The 22,377-nt window shown below is 58.4% G+C and carries 16 protein-coding genes; 7 read left to right on the forward strand and 9 right to left on the reverse strand.

What is annotated here, in order from left to right; all coding sequences use genetic code 11:
* Positions 1-2: 2 nt before the first annotated feature.
* Positions 3-746: a class I SAM-dependent methyltransferase gene (locus MHK05_RS10415; protein ID WP_239206606.1), complete on the forward strand. Its 744-nt coding sequence runs from the start codon at positions 3-5 to the stop codon at positions 744-746.
* A 44-nt stretch (positions 747-790) separates the two neighbouring features.
* On the opposite strand, the gene MHK05_RS10420 is transcribed toward MHK05_RS10415, so the two are convergent.
* Positions 791-2,614, reverse strand: coding sequence for a phosphoenolpyruvate carboxykinase (GTP) (locus MHK05_RS10420; protein WP_239206608.1), 1,824 nt, complete (start codon positions 2,612-2,614; stop codon positions 791-793).
* 348 nt (positions 2,615-2,962) lie between these two features.
* Here MHK05_RS10420 and trmB point away from each other — a divergent pair, with 348 nt between their 5' ends.
* Genes trmB through MHK05_RS10445 form a run of 5 tightly spaced genes read left to right on the forward strand, consistent with a single transcriptional unit; the run spans position 2,963 to position 7,842 of the window.
* Positions 2,963-3,739, forward strand: coding sequence for a tRNA (guanosine(46)-N7)-methyltransferase TrmB (gene trmB, locus MHK05_RS10425; RefSeq protein WP_239206610.1), 777 nt, complete (start codon positions 2,963-2,965; stop codon positions 3,737-3,739).
* Entirely contained in the window at positions 3,740-4,333 is a 594-nt protein-coding gene (locus MHK05_RS10430; protein ID WP_239206612.1) for an NYN domain-containing protein, read from the forward strand.
* 12 nt (positions 4,334-4,345) lie between these two features.
* Complete coding sequence (locus MHK05_RS10435) at positions 4,346-6,499, forward strand: MMPL family transporter (RefSeq protein ID WP_239206614.1); 2,154 nt, start codon at positions 4,346-4,348, stop codon at positions 6,497-6,499.
* Complete coding sequence (locus tag MHK05_RS10440; protein ID WP_239206616.1) at positions 6,500-7,516, forward strand: lysylphosphatidylglycerol synthase transmembrane domain-containing protein; 1,017 nt, start codon at positions 6,500-6,502, stop codon at positions 7,514-7,516. It abuts the gene before it with no gap.
* Entirely contained in the window at positions 7,513-7,842 is a 330-nt protein-coding gene (locus MHK05_RS10445) for a DUF3054 domain-containing protein (RefSeq protein ID WP_239206618.1), read from the forward strand. The genes MHK05_RS10440 and MHK05_RS10445 overlap by 4 nt, the downstream gene beginning before the upstream one ends.
* 196 nt (positions 7,843-8,038) lie before the next feature.
* Here the strand turns inward: MHK05_RS10445 and MHK05_RS10450 are convergent, their stop codons facing one another.
* The 7 genes from MHK05_RS10450 to MHK05_RS10480 form a co-directional block, all read right to left on the reverse strand.
* The gene (locus MHK05_RS10450; RefSeq protein ID WP_239206620.1) at positions 8,039-9,595 is read right to left on the reverse strand and encodes an acyl-CoA carboxylase subunit beta; all 1,557 of its coding nucleotides are present in this window, start codon (positions 9,593-9,595) and stop codon (positions 8,039-8,041) included.
* Complete coding sequence (locus MHK05_RS10455; protein WP_239206622.1) at positions 9,570-14,264, reverse strand: type I polyketide synthase; 4,695 nt, start codon at positions 14,262-14,264, stop codon at positions 9,570-9,572. The genes MHK05_RS10450 and MHK05_RS10455 overlap by 26 nt, the downstream gene beginning before the upstream one ends.
* A gap of 78 nt (positions 14,265-14,342) precedes the next feature.
* Positions 14,343-16,055, reverse strand: coding sequence for a fatty acyl-AMP ligase (locus tag MHK05_RS10460; RefSeq protein WP_239206624.1), 1,713 nt, complete (start codon positions 16,053-16,055; stop codon positions 14,343-14,345).
* A 59-nt stretch (positions 16,056-16,114) separates the two neighbouring features.
* Positions 16,115-17,029 (reverse strand): cutinase family protein, encoded by a 915-nt coding sequence (locus tag MHK05_RS10465; protein ID WP_239206626.1) that lies wholly within the window; start codon positions 17,027-17,029, stop codon positions 16,115-16,117.
* Positions 17,030-17,051: 22 nt separating this feature from the next.
* On the reverse strand, positions 17,052-17,483 hold the full coding sequence (locus MHK05_RS10470) for a hypothetical protein (RefSeq protein ID WP_239206628.1): 432 nt from the start codon (positions 17,481-17,483) through the stop codon (positions 17,052-17,054).
* Between the two features lie 2 nt (positions 17,484-17,485).
* Positions 17,486-19,432: an alpha/beta hydrolase-fold protein gene (locus MHK05_RS10475; protein WP_023027781.1), complete on the reverse strand. Its 1,947-nt coding sequence runs from the start codon at positions 19,430-19,432 to the stop codon at positions 17,486-17,488.
* A 138-nt stretch (positions 19,433-19,570) separates the two neighbouring features.
* Positions 19,571-20,971, reverse strand: a complete 1,401-nt coding sequence (locus tag MHK05_RS10480; protein ID WP_239206630.1) for an NAD-dependent succinate-semialdehyde dehydrogenase — start codon at positions 20,969-20,971, stop codon at positions 19,571-19,573.
* Between the two features lie 330 nt (positions 20,972-21,301).
* On the opposite strand from MHK05_RS10480, the gene MHK05_RS10485 reads away from it, so the two are divergent.
* Positions 21,302-21,694 carry a hypothetical protein gene (locus MHK05_RS10485; RefSeq protein WP_239206632.1) on the forward strand — a complete coding sequence of 131 codons (393 nt, stop codon included), beginning with the start codon at positions 21,302-21,304 and terminating at the stop codon, positions 21,692-21,694.
* 202 nt (positions 21,695-21,896) lie between these two features.
* On the opposite strand, the gene MHK05_RS11930 is transcribed toward MHK05_RS10485, so the two are convergent.
* On the reverse strand, positions 21,897-22,028 hold the full coding sequence (locus tag MHK05_RS11930) for an IS3 family transposase (RefSeq protein WP_367403377.1): 132 nt from the start codon (positions 22,026-22,028) through the stop codon (positions 21,897-21,899).
* Between the last annotated feature and the right edge of the window lie 349 nt (positions 22,029-22,377).

The following is a 22,377-nucleotide window of genomic DNA, read 5'->3' on the forward strand; positions in this document are numbered from 1 at the left end:
TTATGAGACATACCCGTGAGATGGCCACGCTGCGCCGCTCCTTGCAGCTGTTGCGTTCCTTTCGCTTTGAGCAGACGCACCCCGAGATTTTCTACGGCGGGCTAGCGGAAGATACGGCCGGACTGGTAGATAACCTCGGCCGCAACTTAGGCGTCCAGCTTCCCGGGGCGAGGGTGCTCGATGTGGGCGGCGGACCGGGCTATTTTGCGGATGCTTTTGCCCGGCGCGGCGCCCACTACGTGGGACTAGAGCCAGATGCCGGCGAAATGTCTGCGGCTGGCATCCACTTGAGCAACTCGGTGCGCGGGGACGGCACCAACCTTCCCTTTGCCGATGACTCTTTTGACGTGGTCTATTCCTCCAACGTGGCTGAGCACATCCCCAATCCTTGGGATATGGGCGAGGAGATGCTGCGCGTGACCCGCCCGGGTGGCCTGACTATCCTGAGCTATACGGTATGGCTCGGCCCCTTTGGCGGCCACGAGACCGGCCTGTGGGAGCACTATGTGGGCGGCGAGTTTGCCCGCGATCGCTACACCCGCCGCCACGGTCACCCGCCCAAGAATGTCTTTGGCACTTCGCTTTTCGACGTCCCCTGTTCCGCCGGCCTCCACTGGGCACAGCGCACCGGCGCGCTCAAACTCGCCTTCCCCCGTTACCACCCTAGCTGGGCTTGGTGGCTAACTCGCGTGCCAGGTGTGCGGGAATTCGCGGTTTCTAACCTGACGTTGGTGCTGCAAAAATAGCACCCAGCAACAGTGCTGTCGCTGGGTGCTATTGAACTTAGAGCTTAAGAGGCGTTCTCTACGCGCTCCTTTAGAGCGTGGAACTGGTCCCACACCTCAGATGGCACTCGGGAGCCTAGGAAGTTGAGGTAGCTGGCGTTATCCTGCATATCGCCTTCCCAGTCCTCCGGGTTGACGGCGAGTGCAGCGCGCACATCCTCGATATCAAAGTCGATGCCCTCGAGGTCGATATCCTCGGCGCGAGCGGTGTGACCTACGACGGTCTCCTCAGCCTCAACATTGCCCTCGATGCGGTCAATGATCCACTTGAGCACTCGAGAGTTCTCGCCGAAGCCCGGCCACAGGAAGCGACCATCGGCGCCGCGGCGGAACCAGTTAACCAGGAAGATAGACGGCATACGGTCGCCGCCCTTTTCACCCATGTCAATCCAGTGCTGCAGGTAGTCACCGGCGTTGTAGCCAATGAACGGCAGCATAGCCATCGGGTCGTGGCGCAAGGTGCCAACGCTGCCCTCTGCGGCAGCGGTCTGGCCAGAGGCCAGAAGAGCGCCGATCATGGTGCCGTGGTTCCAGTCAAAAGCCTGGGTGACCAACGGAACGGTGGTCTTGCGGCGGCCGCCGAAGAGGATGGCATCGATCTTTACGCCCTGCCAATCGTCATACTCTGGAGCGGCGCTCGGGCACTGGGAAATCGGCACGCAGTAGCGGGAGTTAGGGTGCGCAGCCTTGGTAGACGAAGACGGAATCCAGTCCTGACCGGTCCAGTCGATGAGGTGCTCTGGTGCCTCCTTGGACATCTCCTCCCACCAGACATCGCCGTCGTCGGTAAGCGCAACGTTGGTGAAAATGGTGTTACCCGGCTCCATGGTCCGCATGGCAATCGGGTTGGAGTCGTAGTTGGTGCCAGGAGCCACGCCGAAGAAGCCGTTTTCCGGATTTACGGCGTAGAGACCGTCTTCGCGCAGGTGTAGCCACGCAATGTCATCGCCGACGACCTCAGCCTTCCAGCCCGGAATGGTTGGGGTAATCATGGCCAGGTTGGTCTTGCCACATGCCGACGGGAAGGCGGCTGCAACGTGGTACTTCTTGCCTTCTGGGTTGGTCAGCTTCAAGATGAGCATGTGCTCGGCCATCCAGCCCTCTTCCTTGGCCATAACGGAAGCGATGCGCAGCGCGTAGCACTTCTTAGCCAGGATGGCGTTGCCGCCGTAGCCAGAACCGTAGGACCAGATTTCCTTAGTTTCAGGGAACTGGGTGATGTACTTGGTGTCATTGCATGGCCATGCCACGTCTTCCTCACCCGGCTCCAGCGGGGCACCCACGGAGTGCAGGGCGTGGACAAAGTTGCCGCCAGCACCAATTTTCTCCAGGGCTTCAGCACCCATACGGGTCATGATGCGCATGGAGAGCACAACATAGGCGGAGTCAGTCAGCTGCACGCCCAACTTCGGCTCCGGATCGCTAATCGGGCCCATACAGAAGGGAACCACGTACATGGTGCGACCCTTCATGGAACCACGGAAAGCTTCCGTCATCTCTTCCTTCATTGCCGCAGGGGGAGCCCAGTTATTGGTAGGGCCGGCGCCATCTTCGTGCTCGGTACAGATGAAGGTGCGGGATTCCACACGTGCGACGTCGGAAGGGTTGGAACGAGCCAAGTAGGAGTTAGGTCGCTTTTCCTCGTTCAACTTGATAAGCGTGCCTTTTTCCACCAGCTCGCCGGCCAAACGGTCAGCCTCGTCCTGGGAGCCGTCTACAAAGACCACCTGGTCCGGCTGGAAAAGCTCAACATTTTCGCTAATCCAGCCGATAAGCTTTTCATTTTTAGTCGGCAGCTCTCCGACGAGCCCTGGGATAGTGGCGGTCATTAGTAATTCTCCTGAGGGTGGGTGTGAAAAGTGGGGAAATAAATCCCCAACTGTGCCTTCCACCTCAAGATTAACGTGCTTGTCCGAATAATTTGCGTAGATTTTGTCACACCGGTTATATCCACCGCGTTTACCAGAACTTCACCAAGCGCATACGAAGGTAATGTGTTAAAAATCGCCTTTTCCACTCCCCCTTTCTGGGGGTTAATTGTCCCACTTTTCCGCCTCGAAACGATCTTCTACCACCCCCAACTGGGCCCACTGGTTATATCCGGGATGTCATCGCCACATGTATCCCTCGGCGCGGCGTATTGCTTGGCGGGGCTAAGCAGGGGAAAATAGGCCGCAATGAATAGCACAGATAATTCTCAAAACACCCGCGCTGGGGAAATGCCCCCTGGCCGCCCGCCACAAACCGACTTCAACGCCGTTTTCCACAACGAGCTTGACTACCCGCGCCTAGGCCACGTCACTTTCCGCCGCGGCACGCTGACCGAAAACCAGCATGAACTTTTTGAAAAGCGCTGGCCGGAGCTCGGACGCGTGCTGGAAGACGAGGTCATTGATCTCGCTTCCTGGTTCGGCCGCAGCGGCGCCAAGACGATCGTGGAAATCGGTTCCGGTACCGGCACCTCCACCGCTGCCATGGCACCGAAAGAAGCCGATACCAACATCATCGCCGTCGAGCTCTACAAACCAGGCCTTGCGAAGCTGCTCGGCCAGATTGAGCGTGAGGGTATCGAAAATATCCGCATGATCCGCGGCGATGGCATCGAAGTCTTGATGCGCATGTTTGAACCGGAATCCCTCGACGGACTCCGCGTCTTCTTCCCGGATCCGTGGCCAAAGGCGCGCCATCACAAGCGCCGCATTATCCAGTCGGGCACCCTCAATCTTTTTGCCTCCCGCTTAAAGAAGGGCGGCGTGCTGCACGTGGCTACTGACCACGCCGGATATGTCGAATGGATTGATGAACTAGTTGAAGTAGAACCAAGCCTGGATTACAAGGGCTGGCCATGGCCAGAGTGCCCGCAGCTGGTAGACCGTCAGGTCATCACCAAGTTTGAAGGCAAGGGCCTAGATAAAGAACACGTGATTACGGAGTATCTCTGGGAGAAGAAATAAATGAGCACCTATCTGCTTGTCTGGGATGCACCCAATATGGACATGGGCCTAGGCTCCCTGCTGGGCGGTCGGCCTACCGCCGCACACCGCCCGCGCTTCGACGCCATCGGTCGCTGGCTGGTACATCTTGCTCAAGACGTTGATGCTGAACCGCGCGCCGATGTCTTTACTAATGTGACCCCCGGCGGCGCAGATGTCATTCGCCCATGGATAGAAGCCATCCGCAACGTGGGTTTCGGTGTTTTTGCCAAGCCCAAGATCCACGAAGACGATGACGTAGATCCGGATATGCTCGACCACATCGACAATCTTCGTGCGGATCTGGCCGGTGTCATTGTCGCCTCCGCCGATGGCCAAAACTTCCAAGAGCCTTTGGAGGAGCTCATCGCCGCGGGGATTCCGGTTACGGTCCTGGGATTCCACGAGCACGCCGCTTGGGCCGTCGGCCACGCGGATATCAATTTTGTGGATCTAGAAGACATCGAGGGCGTATTCCGCGAACCGCTACCGCGCGTGAATCTGGATAACCTGCCCGAGGGTGGTGCATGGCTGCAGCCATTCCGTCCCTTGGCGGCCCTGCTTAATAACCGCTAGGAGGCTGCCCCAATGTTTGAGAAATGGGGACGTTTTTCCTATGCGTACCGCCGGCTTATCCCCGCCATCGTTGTCGCTGCCATCCTTGCGCTCTTCGTGGGCTTTGGCTTGCAGCTTGAAGACCGCATGAGCCAAGAGGGCTGGGAGGATCCCAATGCGGCGTCGACAAGCGCGGCCCAGATCGAGGAGGAAACATTCGGCCGCGATAACTCCGGCGATGTCATCTTGCTCTTCCACTCCCCCGATGAGAACTTCGACGCCGCCAAGCATCACTTGGCGCAGCTGAAAGCAGAGTATCCCGAGCAGATTGATTCGGTGACCAGCTACTTCGATACGAAGAACCCCAACCTAGTCAATGACGATCACTCCCTAGCTTTCGCCGCCATCGGTCTTAAAGGCGATGATGAGCAAACACTCAAGGATTTCCGCACCATCCAAGGCGCGCTTAAGGATACCTCCGCCCCAGTGGAAATCGCGGGCGCTACCGCAGTTGCTGATGCCCTAGATAATGGCATGTCCCACGATATCTCCCGCGCCGAAAAGGCCGCGCTTCCTTTGGTGGGCATCCTCCTGCTGGTGGTTTTTGGCTCCGTCGTTGCGGCCTGCATGCCGCTCATCGTCGGCGGCCTCTCCATCCTGGGGTCTTTGGGAATCCTGTCCATCTTGGCGGGATTTTCCCAGGTCAATGTCTTTGCTCAGGCCGTTGTCACGCTGCTGGGCCTCGGCCTAGCCATCGATTACGGTCTCTTTATGGTCTCGCGCTTCCGCGAAGAGCTGGATAAGGGTCGCTCCACCGAGGAGGCCGTTGCTACCACCACCGCGACTGCCGGCCAAACGGTGGTTTTCTCGGCAGCCATGGTCGCCGTCGCACTTTCGGGGCTCTTCCTCTTCCCGCAAGCCTTCCTGAAGTCCGTGGCTTATGGCTCCATTTCCGCCGTGGGTCTAGCAGCGCTGCTTTCGGTCACCGTCCTGCCCTCAATTTTTGGCATGCTCGGCCCCAAGATCGATACCTGGTCTGTGCGCCGCACCTCTCGGACGGCGCGCACCATCGAAGACACCTGGTGGTACAAGCTGCCGCTTTGGGCAATGCGCCATGCCCGCGGGTTGACCATCGCCGTGTGCGGCCTGCTTATCGCACTTACCCTGCCCATCATGAGTATCACCTTCGGCGGCATCAACGAGTCTTACTTACCGCCCAACCAGGAAACCCGTGTGGCGCAGGATAGGTTCAATGAGGAATTCCCTACCTTCCGCACGGAGCCGGTAAAGCTCGTCGTGGAAAATGCGTCTAACCAGCAGCTTGTCGACGTCGTCATGCAAGTCCGTGGCCTCAATGGCCTCACCGAGCCCATGGCGCCGACAACAGCCACCAAGGACGGCACGACAGTTCTTTCCGCCGGCATTAAAGACCGCGATGATTACGCGAAGATTGTCCACGAACTGGAACAAGTAAAGGCACCCGAGGGCGTGAACCTGTACGTGGGAGGCACGCCTGCCATGGAAGTGGAATCCCTTGATGCGCTCTTCCATAAGCTGCCGTGGATGGCACTCTACGTGGTGCTAGCCACGTTCCTGCTCATGGCGTTGGTCTTCGGTTCCTTCGTGCTCCCGCTCAAGGCAATCGTGATGACGCTTTTGACCTTGGGGGCAACGCTGGGCATTTTGACCCTGATGTTCGTCGCTGGCCTTGGCTCGGGCGCCCTCAACTTCACCCCTGGCCCGCTCATGAGCCCCATCTTGGTGCTTATCATCGCCATTGTTTACGGCCTGTCCACCGACTATGAGGTCTTTTTGGTCTCCCGCATGGTGGAGGCGCGACGGCACGGTTCCACCACCGATGAGGCCATTGCGGCCGGCACCGCGCATACGGGTGGGATCATCACTGCGGCGGCGCTCATCATGATTGTGGTCTGTGGCGCTTTCGGCTTCTCCGATATCGTGATGATGAAATACATCGCTTATGGCATGATTTTTGCCCTGCTTATCGATGCCACCATTGTCCGCATGCTCCTTGTCCCCGCTGTCATGCACCTGCTGCGCGAAGATAACTGGTGGGCACCTAGCTGGCTGCGCCACGCCACCACTGCTCTGACTGGTGGCGCTAGACACCGCGGCAAGACTGTTCCCTTCTCTGAGCTCAAACAACGCCTCGAAGGAGATAAATAAGTGAAGAACTGGCTGCGGCTTATCGCCTCGCTCATCGTCCTGCTTATCCTGATTTATGTCTTCCGCGATGAGTTGGACTTCCTGCGCGAAGGCTTCTCGCGGCTGTCTCATTCTGACCCGGCTGCGGTAGCACTGGTGGTCATCGCCTCAATCGTGGCAGTCCTTGCCATGGGCGAGGTTATGCGCCTGCTCATTCGCGCCGGCGGCGTACACGTACCAGCCTCAGAGACGGCCGCCCTCACGCTGGCGGCTAATGCTTGGTCTACCACGCTTCCAGCGGGCCCGGCCTTTTCCGCCATCCTCACCTTCTACGTGCAGCGCACGTGGGGTGCTTCCGTCATGCTCTGTGGGTGGTTCTTCGTGCTGTCTTCGGCCATTTCCACCATGTGGCTCGTACTCATCGGCTTGGGCGGCGTGCTCTTCCTCAATGCTGACATGGCATTGTGGTCCCTCATTGGCACCCTGGTGCTCATGCTGGCGCTTTCCGGCGGCCTTTTCTGGCTGACCAATCACCCAGACACCATCATTCGCTGGCTCAACCGCCAGAAGCTCGTTAAGGGCTCCAAGCGCGAAGCCATCGTGGACCAGGTAAAGAATCTAGAAGAGGTTCACCTCACCCGCCGCCAATTCGCTTGGGTTTCCTTTTACTCCCTAGCCAACCGCCTTATCGATATGGTCTCGCTGTGGGGCTGTGTCTGGGCCGTAACCGGCCACCTCCCTGCCCTGCATGCGGGTGAAGACACCACAACTATGGCCGGTGTGGCGCTAACGTATCTTACCGCCAAGCTGGCCGGCTCCGCCCAGGTCACGCCCGCCGGCCTGGGCACGGTAGAGGCCGGCATTATCGCCACCCTGGTTGCCACCGGTATGACCGCGGTGGATGCAACCGGCGCGGCAATCATCTATCGGCTGATTTCCTTTGCCCTTATCACCATCATTGGCTGGGTAATCTACTTCTGGCACTATGCTCGCAAGGGCATTACTTACGCCGCCTTGAATCGAAAGGAAAACGCATGAGAATCGCCCCCGTCATCGATATCATCGCCTTGATGCTCTTTGCTGTGGCCGCCCGTCTCGCCCACGGCGGACTAAATTTTTCAACCTGGGTTGATGCTTTCTGGCCATGGGCCATCGGCGCGCTCATCGGCTGGGCTATCATCCTGGCCGCCAAGGTGCAGGGCAAGTGGAAGGAAGGCGGCGTCGTCTGGCTAAGCACCATCGTGGGCGGCATGGCCCTGTGGATGCTGGTCAATGGCCGGCTACCACACTGGAGCTTCCTCATCGTGGCAACCGTTATGTCGGCACTATTCTTCTTTGGCTGGCGGCTTTTCGCCCGCAAATAAAAATAAGGAGGGTTGAACCCTCCTTATTTTTTGCTCTTTTTACTTGGAGCTTACCGGTACGCCTGCTTGATTGAGGATATCGGCTACGAAACCAATGATCTCGCTGATGAGATCCACAGCGCTAGATAGAATCATAAATAACTCCTTGACTAGGATTGGGACTTTATATTCCTATCGCTAATCCAAGCACATGACGTTACATCGGGGCAATGGTGTGCTTTTTCGGCAGATCGCTTTCCTGCTTCGTTGCCAGCTGCCGCAGCGCTTGGCGGAGCGCCAACCGGGATTGATTCGGCTGAATCATAGCGTCCAAATAGCCGCGCTCAGCCGCAACATAGGGAGCAGTCATGGTCTCATCGTAGAAGTCCATGAACATCTTCTTGGTCATCTCGCGCTGCTCAGGGGTCTCGGCGGCGTCTAGCTGCTTACCGGCGATCATCACCACGGCGGCTGCGGCACCCATAACGGCGATCTGTGCGGTTGGCCACGCCAAGTTGATATCACCGGTCAGGTTCTTCGACCCCATCACGGCATAAGCACCGCCATAGGCCTTGCGCACGATGAGCGAAACCTTGGGCACGGTGGCTTCTACCACGGCGAAAGCAAACTTGGCGCCGCGGTGGATAAGGCCGACCTTTTCTTGCTCTACGCCTGGTAGGTAGCCCGGAGTATCCACCACGAAGACCAACGGAATGTTGTAGGCATCGCAGATGCGGATAAAACGTGCGCCCTTATCGGCGGCGTCCGCATCAATGCAGCCTGCAAGGTGCATGGGATTATTGGCTACAAATCCCACCGTCTTGCCATCGATGCGCCCAAAGGCGGTGATCATATTGGGCGCAAAGTTCTCTTGAATTTCAATGATGTCCTCGTCATCGCCCAATTGGGTCAACAAATCCATCATGTCGTAGCCGGCATTGGTGTCATCCGGCATGAAGGAGTTGAGGTCTTCGTCTTCGGCCACGTCGGCGTCGGAAGGCGCGGCGAATTCCGGGGCCTCATCAAAGCACGTTAGCGGCAGGTGGTCCAAGAGATCGCGCACCATGTCGAAGGCGTCTTCCTCAGAGGGAACGACGGCCGAAACGTTGCCGTTGAGCTCCTGCTGGCGAGCTCCACCCAGCTCGGCGGAGGTAATGTCCTCGCCGGTAACCTCACGGATGACGTTCGGTCCGGTGACATACATTTCCGCTTCCTCATCCACAGCAATGACAAAGTCCGTGGTCACAGGAGCATAGACGGCGCCGCCAGCGGACTTACCCATCATGATGGAAATCTGCGGGCTGCGGCCGGACAGCGGCAGCTGGCGGCGGGCGATCTCGGAGTACATGGCCAGCGAGGTCACCGCATCCTGGATACGGGCACCACCGGAATCCTGAATGCCAATGACCGGACAGCCAATCTTGATGGCCATATCCATGACCTCGGTAACCTTCTTGCCAAAGGTCACGCCGACAGAGCCACCGTAGACGGTCTTATCGTGAGCGTAGATGCACACCGGGCGGCCGGAGATGCGGCCATAGCCGGTGACCACGCCATCAGAATAGATGGCCTCAGGGTCACCAGGGGTCTTGCCCAGAGAACCAGTCTCGACGAAGGAACCCTCATCTAGCAGTTCATTGATGCGCTGGCGAGGCGTGGTGCGTCCAGCCTCGTCGCGGCGCTTGCGCGAGCGCTCACTTCCTGGGTCCTGCGCCTTATCCAGACGCTCACGCAGATCAGCGAGTTTCTCAGCGGTTGTCTGCTTGGCCGCCACGTACCTTCTCCTCGATCCATTCGTTCATATGCTTGCCCACGATGCCGATGGCCGGCTCGTCCGGTACTGCAAGGTGATCGCCTTGCAGCTGCACAATTTCTAGATCCTTAACGATAACTCCCCAACCTCCGTCGGGGTCAATCTCAGCGTAGCGCGGCTCCAGCTCAATCGCACCGTCATGCATGCGCTCGGAGCGGAAAAGCAGAACCGGCACGGTCACATCGGCCCAGCGGTGGAAGTCAATCTTGGCCAGAATCTGGTTATCCACAAAGGAGGCACGCTGGTGCTCTAGCACGCCCGCGGCTAGGCCGTGCTCGGAGGCGTCGGTAGTAGCGAGGAACTCCGCCAACATGGTCATGAGCGCATCCCCGCCCATGGTCTCGAGCATCTCGTACGGGGGTTCAAAGTCCAGCCCGTAGGTCTTCTTGGCAAAGGCCGCGTAGCGCTCCCAGCGAGCACGGGTTTCCTCCGGGGTATCCGGGGCCGGGTGGGATGGCTGGGTGGTATCGAGCAGCGCAATAAACGCCACCTCTACCGAGTCCTGGGTGCGCTTGTGCAACTGGTAGGCCACCTCGTAGGCCAGCGCGCCGCCGAAGGACCAACCGCCGAGCACGACCTTGCGGCCACGAGCGTAATGCACGATGTCCTCGACATAGACCTTGGCTCGCTCCTCTAGCGAACCCTCGATGCGCTCGACTCCGTAGACAGCCACATCCTCGGGCAGGCGGCGGGTCAGTGGCTGGTAGACCACCGTGGTGCCACCGGCTGGGTGGAACATGAATACAGCGGGACCGTCGGCCTCGCGCAGCACGCGGATATTGCCCTCTACCTCGGTCTCTAGTCCCTCACGGACCAAGTCAGCCAGGCTCTCCAAGGACTCAGCCTCGTGGACCTGCTGGGTAGTGACTTCGATGCCTGCACGTTCGGTGAGGCGCTCGGCAATGTTGCTAGCAACCTCGTCGCTTATCTTGGGCAGTGCAGAGGTCACTCCCGCCGCGGCCTTGCCGGTAAAGGTAGCCCACGTGCCAAAGACCATGCGCTCGGAGGCATCGCGCGTGGCAACACCCACGCCCTGGCCCGGCTCATCTTCTTCTGGCGCAGGGGTGTCCTCGGAAGCAATCTCGCTGGTATCTACGTTGCCGCCGGCTACGGCCTCTTCCACCATGGCAATGACGTCCGCCAGGGAGGCGTCGCGCAGCGCCTGCACCTGCAGCGGCGGAATCTGGAAGTCATTTTCCACGCGATTCTTAATGCGCATACCCATCAGGGAATCCAGGCCCAGGTCAATGAGCGGCAGCTCTCGCGGCAGGTCAGAGACGTCATAGCCCATGGACTCAGAAACGATGAGCGCGAGACGGTCCTCCACGGTTTCCTCCGTGGGATCCCAGCGCACGGCATCGACTTCTTCCGTCGCTGCAGGCGCGCTTTCAGGCACTTCGGCCACGCCTGGAATAGGCGCCGCGCCCAAATCCAAAGCGGAGGCAAAGCCTTCCGCCACCAGCTCTGTCTGTGCACCACGAACAGCGTAGACAGCCACGGACATACCGCCGATGGACTGATTTACCACCGTGGTGACCTCGCCGTGCGGTGGCAAATCGGCATGTTCCTCGGTGGCGATGATGCGGGCTCCTGGCTTGACGGCCTCGGCCGCAGCCTCGACGATGGCCAGGGCGGATGGCGCTTGGTCCGCATTGGTGGAGAAGGCAACCTTGCCCTCGGGCAGGTTAACGCGTGCGCCCGGCAGGCCAGAAACGCCGGCCGATGGACGGGCATTGGTCCAGAAGCGCTGGCGGTTGAACTGGGTATAGGGGGCCTCTACGCGCGCGCCAGAGCCAAAGACCGCACCGAAGTCCACCGGCATGCCGGCGACATAGAGCTTGCTGAGCAAGTCGAGGAGAGACTCGGTGGGATCTACCTTGCGCTTTAGGGCATACAGCAGTTGCGCATCGGCCTTGCCTACCGCAAAGGCGGTGGACATGAGCCCCATGAGCGCAACCGGGTTTGGCGAGATTTCTACCAGCTGGTTGTGCCCAGCAGCGAAGGCTGCCTCGGTGGCATCCTGCAGGTAGACCGAGTGGCGGGTCATGCGCAGCCAGTAATCCTCATCATGCACGGTGGTTCCAGGACGATAGACCGTGCCCTTATCGACGGAGGAAAATAGCGGGGTGTGCAGCGACTTGGCTTCCATACCTGCGATGGCGGCGTGCAGCTCTCCCAGGATGGGGTCTACGGCCGAAGTGTGCCCGGCCGCCTTCACATTGAGAGCGCGGGCGAATTTGCCCTCGCCATCGAGCTTTTCCACCAAGTCCAGCACCTCTTGGCGCGGGCCGCCCACGGTGGTCATTCCTGGACCGGTGTACACGGCAGGCTCGATGTTTCCATCGAGCGCGGCAATATCCTCGGCAGAGAGCTCAACTACGGCCATGGCTCCTTGTTCGGCATCGCTTAGCGACGCCTCACCCTCACCCATCAACCGCGCGCGGTGGCAGGCGATCACCATGGCGTCCTCGGCGGAAATACCGCCCGCGGCATAGGCCGCTGCGATCTCGCCCATGGACATGCCCATCACACCGGCAGGGCGCACACCAAAGGAGGCGAGCAAGTCCGTCACTGCAATCTGGATAGCGGTAATGGCCACCTGGGCGGTCTCGGTGTCATATGTTTGCGCATCATCGTTGACAATGTCCATGATGGACCACCCGGACTCAAAGTCCACGATTTTATCTAGCTCTTCCAAGCGCGCCGTGAACTGCGGCGAGAGCGCAATCATGTCCTTGGCCATCTTGCGATGCTGGGAGCCGAAACCGGAGTACACAAATACCGGACCCGGCACCTGCGGGGAATCCGCAGCGGCAATTCCCACGGAAACCTTGCCCTCGGCCACCTGACGCAAGCGCTTGACTGCTTCCTCGGTGGAGCTAGCCACCACGACGGCGCGAGAGCGGGAGTGATTGCGGCGGGCGACGGTACGGGCGACGTCGACAAGCGCGGGCTTTTCCGCCTCAATGAAGTCCGCCAACAGGGCCGCAGCGCGTGCCCGGCGCGATGGCAAGAGGCCAGAAACCGGCAACGCGACCATTTCCGTGGAAAGCTGCGGCTCGCGCTCGGCCGGGGTACCGCGGTAATCGGTGAGCACGACGTGCGCATTGGTGCCACCAAAGCCAAAACCGGATACGCCAGCAATCTTGCGGCCGGAGTATTCGGGCCACTCGCGCGGGTCCTCGACTACCTCCAGGCGTTCTGCTTCGAAATCGATATAACGGTTCGGCGCCGAGTAATTGATATTCGCCGGAATCACATCATTGCGCATGGCCTGGATGACCTTGATAAGGCCCACCACGCCCGCAGCGGATTCGGAGTGGCCGATATTGGTCTTGGCAGATCCCAGCAAAATCGGCGCATCCGCGCCACGACCGGCGCCGAGCACCCGCCCCAAAGCAGAAGCTTCGATCGGATCACCCAGGATGGTGCCGGTGCCGTGCGCCTCGATATAGTCCACATCTTGCGGATTCACACCCGCATCCGCATAAGCTCGGCGGAGCACATCCTCCTGTGCCTCCGGATTCGGGGCGGTCAAGCCGTTAGAGTGCCCATCGGAATTGACGGCCGAGCCTTTGATGACAGCCAAGATATCGTCGCCGTCCGCCTCCGCGTCCTCCGCACGCTTGAGGACGAGGACACCAGCGGCATCGGCGCGCACGATGCCATCGGCGTCGTCAGAAAAAGCGTGAATGGCACTCGTCGGAGAGGTAACGCCCAATTCAGAAAACGCCGTCGACGCGTGGGGAGCGGCTAGGATATTTACGCCACCGGCCAGCGCCACGTCCGCGCTTCCCGTGCGCAAGTCCTTCACCGCCTGATTGACGGCTACGAGGGAGGAGGAGCAGGCCGTATCCACATTGATGGAGGGGCCACGGAAATCCAGGGCGTAGGAAATGCGATTGGCCACCACAGCAGAAGAAATGCCGGTCAGCGCATAAGGATGCATCTCGGCAGAATCGGCGGCGATGAGCATGCCATAGTCATTATTGGTCGAGCCCATGTACACACCAGTCTGCGTGCCGCGCAGCTCGTTGGCAGGAACACCAGCGTTTTCGAGCGCTTCCCACACCAGCTCCAACAGGATGCGCTGCTGGGGGTCCATATTGGCGGCTTCGAGTGGAGAGAGACCAAAGAATTCGGCGTCGAAGGAAGCAATATCCTCGATATAGCCACCATCGGTATTTTGCTGGGCGATCTTCTCGCTCATTACAGGGTCCGCCGAGTACTCGGACCAACGTCCTACCGGCAGTGGACCTGTTCCGGCGCGGGATTCGGCCAGCATGGACCAGAATTCCTGGGCATTTTTTGCACCCGGGAAGCGGCCCGAAAGACCAATAACCGCGACATCGGCTCCATGCGCTATGTGCGGAGAGTGCGCCTCAGGCTGAGGCGCTGGAGCGTTCAACAGGCGATTTGCCAGCAGTTCGATGGTTGGGTACTCGTATGCCACGGTGGCATCGAGGCGGGTACCGAGTAGATTTCCCAGTTCGCCAGATAGAACTACAGCATCCCGTGAAGAAAGACCATAGTTTTCCAGGGGCTTGGAATCTAGGATCTCTTCTGGGGAAACACCGGTGGCCTGGGCGACCCAGTCACGCAGCCATGCTCGCAGTTGCTCGATGGTCATAAAAGGTCTTTCATTACGAGAAGTTATTAAATGGCAAGAGGGTATATCGCTATATTTTGTCACTTTGTTAGCGATAAATCAGATCCCTACATAGTTCTTCTTAGCTACACGGCGCGCAATCTTGCCGGAAGAAGTACGGTTGATTTCCCCTGAGGCCTTCCACACGATGTCATCTGGCGTAATTCCATGATGTGAGGTGACGGCGGTACGGATGGCTGCGGACGCCTCTGCATCGCCGTCCGGCTGCGCATCATCGGCGCGCTCCACCAACAATACGAGAGATTCAGAATCCTTGCCTTCCACAGAGAAGGCGGCAACGGAGTCCGGTCGCACCTGGGCGGACGCTGCTTGTACGGTGCTTTCAATATCCTGCGGATAGTGATTGCGCCCAGCGATGACGATGAGGTCCTTCAGGCGGCCAGTGATATATAGCTCACCATCCACGATGGCGGCTAGGTCACCGGTTGCCATCCAGTAATCGTCTTCTGGCAGGCCGTCCTGCTGGCGCTCACCCAAGGTATTGCGGAAGGTCGCGGCGGTTTCCTCAGGCCGATTGAGGTAGCCGGTAGCCATATTGGGACCATGCACCCAGATTTCACCGATTACGCCGTCCTCGACCTCAGCGCGCGTTTCCGGGTCCACGATGGCGAGGTGCTGACGCGGCACGCACTGCCCATTGGACGCATAGGCCACAGTCGCGTCGGACTTATCCTCGATGATGGCGCGTCCCGCGGCCAGTTCGGCACGATTGAAGTGGGAGATGACTGGGCGCTTGTCGGTTTGCGGGGTAGATACAATAAGCGCCGCTTCTGCCAAACCATAGGACGGGCGCAGCACGGAACGATCCACGCTGAAGGCATTCAAGAAGGAATCCACAGCTGCCTCCGTTACCGGCTCGGAGCCGATAATGATGCCTGCTACGTGCGAGAAATCAGCGTCCTTGGCATGGCGCGCGGCGAGCTCCAGCGCAAAGTTGGGGATAGCGGAGTACGTAGCTTGCTCGCGGGCGGTCAAACGCCGGATCCAGCGGTCTGGGTGTTGGATGAAATCGCGTGGGGTCATCATCTCGAAGTCCAAGCCCAAAATGGTAACGAATACGGCCAAAATGATGCCCATATCGTGATGCATTGGCAGCCAGGAGACGATGCGAGCCGGCATCTGCAATTGCAGTGCTTGGAAGATCTGCGCAACATTAGTGATAATCGCTCGGTTGGTGAGCTCCACGCCGGCCGGGGTCCGAGTGGACCCAGACGTGTACTGCAGAAAGGCAGTGTCCTCTGCGGTTCCCCCCACAGGCGTCCAGGAGGACGCCAAAGAATCAGGAAGGGCGTCGAGGGAAATGATGCGCGGGCGCTCGCGTTGAGCGGAAAAGTACGTGCGCACTGCCGCCGCCGATACGCGGTTAGTCACCACAATGGACGGTTCGCAGTCACCAAATACGGCCCTTAGGTGGTCCGAGTGCCCCGGTTCGTTGGGGTCATAAAGCGGAATCGGCACCATGCCCGCATAAAGAGCACCCAAGAAGCCGAAGACATATTCCGGTGAATTACCAGCCAAGATGGCCACGCGGGTACCAGGCTCTGCCACCTGCTGCAGGCGCGCCGCCACCACCTTGATGCGGTTATTGACCTGTGCGCGGGTAAGCTCCCGGCAGGTTTCTTCCTCCCCGTAGATCCACTGGCGCATCACCACGCGGTCTGGGTCGGTCTCCGCTTGGAAGAGATTCTCTGCCAACTGGGCCAAGGTGAACTCGGGCGCTAGGAACTGCCCCATCTGCGCTTTCAGATCCATCGATTCTCCTTAGGTAAATGGTTTCGGTAATAAAACTATCGGAGGGTGGGGAATTGCTGTTACGCGGCGTCGATAAGCTGTCGGGCCCAGCCCACTACCCACTGGTTAGCCGTCGTGCCATCAATGACACCACTATTAGAGGCGTACTGCGCATGGACGCCATTCGCGGCAATCAAACCCTGCGCGCGCTCCAGCGCATTAGACACGTTTGGCGGGGCATCACAGACTGAATCATTGGGCGCACAAATCTGGAAGGTCCGATCCGCCAGGCTACCGAACCCATTCGGGCGCGCACCGCGCATGGACGCACCCGGAACGATGGGCTGAACCAAACCGGATACTGGCTGGAGGGCAATTTCCGCACCCACGCCGCCGACCTTGCGGCCTGGGTTTTGGCCAACGCCATTTTGGCGGCGACCATCCGCAATAAGGGCCACACCTGCAATGCTTTCCGCCGGCACTGCACCCTGGCCGCCGCCGATCTCGTCGGCAACGTCACCTGCAATGACCGCGCCCTGAGAGAAGCCACTCAGAATGAATTTGGTTGCCGGACAGCTCTCATGCACACTGCGCAACTCATCATTCATCTTGGCGGTTCCCTCATTGCGGGAATCGTCGTAGCTCATTTCATGCTGTGCATTGATGTTTTTAAACTGTGCGGTATAAGGAAGGGTCCATACCTTCACATCGTCCCCGTAGGCCTCCTGCAATGGCTTCGTAATAGACAGCATGAACGAGCGCGGATTGGCAGAAGGATTAAGGGGATCGTCGTCAGCCGCAGATTCCCACGTACCCGGGGCGGAAATGAACTCCACGCGCGGGCACCACTCGGGCTGCTGTGGCGGTGGCGCAGCCTGCTCCGTGGAATGCGGAGCTGGGGAGTCATCCGTTCCACTATTGAGGTAACGCGACGCGCCCACGCCGATAACAGCTAAAACGACGAGGACTGCGACAACGGTGATGGTTTTTCTCATGGATTAGTTGTACCAGGTGAACCTAGCAAATCCCTGTACGTGCGGAATCCGCAATCAGCTTAGAAAGCTCTTCAAAGCCCATCGTGGTGCGCTGTTGCTCAACAAGCTGGCCGGCGACCGCAGAGAGGGTGACATCATTCTCATCACAGGCTGCTTTGCCCGCGCCGAGGAGCTGATCTTCTACGCCATCAACGTTGACGCCGGCGTCTTTTAGCCTGCCTAGGTACTTGGCTTCCGATTCCGGCAGCTCGGCGGTGGGAATTTCAGAGATCTCACGCGCACCGCGGTCTTCCTGCGACTTAGAGGATGTCTCTTCCGCAGAGGTAGGGGCCTCCGACTCCCGCTCGAGGGGCGCGACCTCGGTCTCTTGCGAAGGCTCGCTATCCACCGTGGCAGAACCGCACCCCGCAAGGGTCAAGCACAGCGCCGCGCCCACTACTACTAGCTTGCGCATGACTACTTCTTCTCGGTCCGAACCTGGCCCAGAACCTCGCTGATCTTGCCGTGCTGGAATTCCTGGCTCAAGCCACCAGCGGCAATCTCGGAGTAGTCAGAGGTAGGCCAGCCGAACTCGCCCTGCTCCCAGCCAGCCTGGCCCCAGCGGTCCATAATCTTGCTCTTCAGAATGTAGTGCGCACCAGTCTTCGGCGACCAGTAGATGCTGCCCTTTTCAAAGGTCTGGAAGAAGCCGCCATTGACGGCGTTCTCTCCTGACGTCGGGAAGCCGAGCGCAGACTCCGCGCCGCCCATGTCCTTGTATTTGGCGCCGATAGCACCGTGTACTACCTGGTTGGAGCCATCCGGGTTACGGGTAAGGATTCCGTCCTGGAATTCCTGCATGTAGCCCTCACCGACCTTCTTTACCGAGCCGGTCGGGTACTTCAGGTCGCCCTTTTCGTAGCCATTCTTGCCCCAAGCCTGGAACATATCGCCGGTAATCTCCCAAGCGCCAGTCTCCGGGGACCAGTAGATGGAGCCGTGCTCAAAGTGCACGAAGCGGCCCTTGCCATCTGGCGTCTTGGACTCGCCGGTCTTCGGGAAGCCAAGCCAGGAGGTTGGTCCGCCGATTTCGGCGTAGCGAGCACCAATGCGGCCGAAGAGGGCATGCGCACCGGTGTCTGGGGACCAGTAAGCGGTGCCAGACTCGAAGTCCTGGGCCTTGCCCTTCTTAGCGACGTCGTACTCATTATTCAAGCAAGAGCCAATAACGCCGCTCTTGGTCTCCTTAGCGATGGCTCCGATTGCCTCACAGTCCGCACCGCGGTCGGCCTTGTCCATCTGCAATGCATCTGCGATGTATGGCCATGCCTGCTGCATCTCAAACTGCCAGTATTCCCAGCTGTGCACGCCGGATGGGCGGAACTTAACCACAGGGTCAATCTTGGCGCGCTTCGCATAATCAACATAGGTCTGGGTGGACATACGGGAGATGACCTCCAAGCCCATGCCAGCGAGGTTTGCCTGGCCCTTAGCCACGGAGTTGGCGTTGCCAAAGTCATCCTTGCCCGAACCTGCGGAGACATATACCTTCATGTCCTTCAGGTTTTCAATGCCCAGCTTTGGATCATGGTCGATCCAGTTTTGGGAGCCCGGCTGGCCCCACATCTTGCGGGAATCATAACCGCCGGCATCGCGCTGCGAAGCCATGATGGCTTCCGGCATGCCACGCGTAGTGGTATCGAGGTAGCCGGAGAAAGAACCCACGAAGCTAAACAGGTGCGGGTTGCGCTCAGCCAGGTTCATCGCGGCAGTACCGCCCATGGACAGGCCGGTTACCGCGCGCTTGTGGTTGGAGCGGTACTCATTGTCCAGGATCGGGATCAATTCCTTGGTCAGGAAGGTCTCCCACATATAGTGCTTACCGCGGTCTGCTTGCTCCCAGTCCGAGTAGAAGGAAGACTCGCCGCCTACCGGCATGATCAGGTTGACGTTGCGGTCGGCGTACTGGTTCAAAATATTGGTTTCAATCGTCCAGCCGGACTCATCGTCACGTGCACGCAGGCCATCCAGTGCCCATACCTCTGGGAACTTCTTTTCTGGGTGGGAGTACCAGTCACGGGCGAGCTGGATTTGCACCTTCTGCTCTTTGTCCGGCATCGCCGCAGACTTGATGTAGACCATCAAGTGGCGGTTGGTTAGGTACTCCACGCGGTTGATCTTCACGCCCTCCGGCAGGCCCTTAACATCCGGGTATTCGGTGTTCAGCGGGGTGCGGGCGGGTGGATCCTTCGGTGCGAAATGATCGGACAGGCTGGAATCGCCGCCGATTGCGGAAGAGAGATCGCCTACAGAAGATTGTGCGGTGGCGTTTGGCAGCAGGGCCAAACCCACGGCGATGGCGGTAGGTACTGCGGCCACAGCAAGGCCCTTGCGAGCCTTGCTCGGGGAAGTGCTTTTGCGCATAGGTAAACGTCCTTTGAAGATTTGCCGCGGTACCTTTCCGAGGGTTCCCCTCCCCCGGACCGATGCCTACGGCGTGAGCTGTCTATCGTGTACTCAAGTTTAAGTTGAACTTGAGACTTACGCTAGACAGACACGCCGCTACATTGCCGGGGAATTACCCGGATTATCCTGTCCGCTCACGCGGTACAGGTGCTCGTTGACGAACTCGCCTACGCCCCAGCGCGCCAACTCGCGGCCATAGCCGGAGCGATTCACGCCTCCGAATGGCAGGCCTGCTGCGGTTACCGACGCCTCGTTAACAAACGTCATGCCATCGTTGAGCTGGTTGGCTACTTCAAACGCAGCATCCAAGTCAGTGCCCCACACGGAGCTAGACAGACCGTACTCAGAGTTATTGGCAATCTCGATGGCCTCTTCGACGTCCTTGGCCTTGTACACAATCGCCACTGGGCCGAAGATCTCGTTGCAGCCTACGTCGGCGGATGGGTCGACGTCGGTAAGCAGGGCAGGCTCCATGTAGGCGCCCTCGCGATCGATCTTCTTGCCGCCTACGCGAATCTTGGCGTCGCCGTTGGCCGCGGCCTTTTCGAGGCGCTCCACAATCTCATCGCGGGCGCCGATGGAAGACAGCGGACCGATATCGGCATTCTCGTCATCATAAGTACCGACCTTCATGTCCCCGATCTTCTTTTCCAGGTACTCCACAGTGCGGTCATAGAAGTCCTCTAGAACGATAAGGCGCTTCGGTGCATTGCAGGCCTGGCCGGTGTTGTACATGCGAATCAGGTTGAACTGATCCAGTACCCACTCCAGATTTTCATCATCGATAACCAGGAATGGGTCGTTGCCGCCCAGCTCCAGCACGGACTTCTTGTAATTTTCACCAGCGGTCTTAGCAACGGCAGAGCCTGCACCCTCGGAGCCGGTCAGCGAAACACCCTTGATGCGCTTATCCGCTACAAAGGCATCCATCTGGGAACCGGAAGCATAAATGTTGATATACGCATCCTTCGGTAGACCAGCCTCTTCCAAGATGTCCTGACATGCCTGGGAAGACAGCGGACAGATGGAAGCGTGCTTGAGCACGATGGTGTTACCCAGCAGCAGGTTAGGAGCTGCGAAGCGGGCTACCTGGTAGTACGGGAAGTTCCACGGCATAATGCCCAACAATGGGCCAATCGGCTCCTTGCGTACCACGGTCTTGTGCGCGTTCTGAGCCGGCAGGTACTCATCTGCGAGCAGCTCGTGCGCATGCTCGGCATAGTAGCGATAGATATCGGCAACAATCTGCACTTCAGCCTTTGCCCAACGGGTCAGCTTGCCCATTTCACGACCGATGTGGTCTGCCAACTCATCGATGCGCTCTTCATAAAGGTCTGCAGCGCGGGACAAAACCGCGGCACGCTCCTCGATGCGAGTACTACGCCATGCATCGTAGGCCGCGGTGGAACGGTCTAGGATGTCATCGCGCTGCGAATCATCGATGCGTTCAAACTTGTATTCACTCTTGCCTGTGCTTGGATTCTCAATAGCGAACATGGTCCCTTTTTAACTTCAAAACACACTTCCCGCAATGCTTTACTTCGGGTCTTTCCAAATTTGAATGAACACGTCAGAACTATGACTGCGTTCCGCAGAGAGTGCGACCCCACCTATTGCATACCAAAGCGCCTTACCTTGGAACCAAAATGTTTACTAGGCAAAACTTTGGCAGAATACCCCTCGATTCTAGCTAGCCCGCCCGTTTCCACTCAGAAACAAAACCAATCCGGCCCAACGGCGGTGAAATATATACCTACAACTATTGCGAGCATAGGACACCCTTTTTAACATACCAGAGTCATTACCCACACATTTGAAGGAATTGCAATGGACGTACTGCTCCAAATCAATGAAATTGTTTCCGGTCCCATCAAGGATCTTCTGGTTCACATCTCGGGAGGTAGCTTCCCGGACATAAAACTGCCTAATACTTCCTTGCCAGAGGTTAGCCTCCCCGAACTGCCTCCAATGTCTTCTCCGACCTACCCAGAAGAAGTTAACCTCGAAGTAGGCGGATCCTCCTTCGGAGATCTGGGCTCCTCGGAGTTCCTCAACAATAACGGTTCCTCCGAGCTCCTGAACGGAACCGGCTCTTCGGAACTGCTCAACGGCACCGGATCGTCGGATTTCTTCAACGAAAACGGCTCTTCCGAACTGCTGAATGATTTCCAGTCCTCCGAACTGGACTTGAGCGCCCTAGGCAGTGTCCTAGGTGGCTAAATTCCACCGGCGTAATCAGCAGCCCCTTTCGAAAAATGTGATTTGCACCAAAAGCTGCTGAGACAAGTTTTCCAGTTGGGATAGAATTTTAGATTCTATCCCAACTCTTTTTGCTTTAATGAGGATTCCTACTCGCGCGCTAACGGGCAGAAGAGGATGCGGACATTTTTAGGAATATTCAGAGTAGCAGCTTGCGTCGGCGTTAGTTGATGCTTAATCTGTCGAACTCAAGCTTGATTCTTCGGTCGTTGTAGGAGCCGACATATTCATGAATCGCTTTCTCTAATTCTTCACGATGGCGCCACTTACGCCCATAGAACATCGCATTTTTCATTCGACCGAACACCCCCACACACCGAACTGTCGGGTGAGCACCCTTTCTTCGACATTGAACGAGCAAAACCGATGTCTCGGGAGGCTTGGAACCAACTATTACCTCGATAGTGACAACCCCGATCGGAACGGATCACTAATCTTGTCAGGTCCGGCTTCATCGTGCATGGTCTTCGTGCAGGCTCGTTTACCGATCCAACCCAAGAATATCGTGAGAAACGATTGACTCCAAGCTCTATTGAAGCCGCGTGAAGTGGATAGGTCCTCATTGTTTTCGTAGACAGCCACAGCATCACGTTGGAACTGTTCGGAGCACCTAGGCATGGTGGTAGATTACCTTTCTTCCCAAC

This window comes from Corynebacterium nasorum, assembly GCF_022347325.1.
GTDB classification, from domain to species: domain Bacteria; phylum Actinomycetota; class Actinomycetes; order Mycobacteriales; family Mycobacteriaceae; genus Corynebacterium; species Corynebacterium kefirresidentii.

Excerpts from the sequence above, each read along its gene's own strand:
- MHK05_RS10415 (WP_239206606.1), top strand. The coding sequence starts at position 3 with ATGAGACATACCCGTGAGATGGCCACGCTGCGCCGCTCCTTGCAGCTG.
- MHK05_RS10420 (WP_239206608.1), bottom strand. The coding sequence starts at position 2,614 with ATGACCGCCACTATCCCAGGGCTCGTCGGAGAGCTGCCGACTAAAAAT.
- trmB (WP_239206610.1), top strand. The coding sequence starts at position 2,963 with ATGAATAGCACAGATAATTCTCAAAACACCCGCGCTGGGGAAATGCCC.
- MHK05_RS10430 (WP_239206612.1), top strand. The coding sequence starts at position 3,740 with ATGAGCACCTATCTGCTTGTCTGGGATGCACCCAATATGGACATGGGC.
- MHK05_RS10435 (WP_239206614.1), top strand. The coding sequence starts at position 4,346 with ATGTTTGAGAAATGGGGACGTTTTTCCTATGCGTACCGCCGGCTTATC.
- MHK05_RS10445 (WP_239206618.1), top strand. The coding sequence starts at position 7,513 with ATGAGAATCGCCCCCGTCATCGATATCATCGCCTTGATGCTCTTTGCT.
- MHK05_RS10455 (WP_239206622.1), bottom strand. The coding sequence starts at position 14,264 with ATGACCATCGAGCAACTGCGAGCATGGCTGCGTGACTGGGTCGCCCAG.
- MHK05_RS10460 (WP_239206624.1), bottom strand. The coding sequence starts at position 16,055 with ATGGATCTGAAAGCGCAGATGGGGCAGTTCCTAGCGCCCGAGTTCACC.
- MHK05_RS10465 (WP_239206626.1), bottom strand. The coding sequence starts at position 17,029 with ATGAGAAAAACCATCACCGTTGTCGCAGTCCTCGTCGTTTTAGCTGTT.
- MHK05_RS10470 (WP_239206628.1), bottom strand. The coding sequence starts at position 17,483 with ATGCGCAAGCTAGTAGTAGTGGGCGCGGCGCTGTGCTTGACCCTTGCG.
- MHK05_RS10475 (WP_023027781.1), bottom strand. The coding sequence starts at position 19,432 with ATGCGCAAAAGCACTTCCCCGAGCAAGGCTCGCAAGGGCCTTGCTGTG.
- MHK05_RS10480 (WP_239206630.1), bottom strand. The coding sequence starts at position 20,971 with ATGTTCGCTATTGAGAATCCAAGCACAGGCAAGAGTGAATACAAGTTT.
- MHK05_RS10485 (WP_239206632.1), top strand. The coding sequence starts at position 21,302 with ATGGACGTACTGCTCCAAATCAATGAAATTGTTTCCGGTCCCATCAAG.
- MHK05_RS11930 (WP_367403377.1), bottom strand. The coding sequence starts at position 22,028 with ATGAAAAATGCGATGTTCTATGGGCGTAAGTGGCGCCATCGTGAAGAA.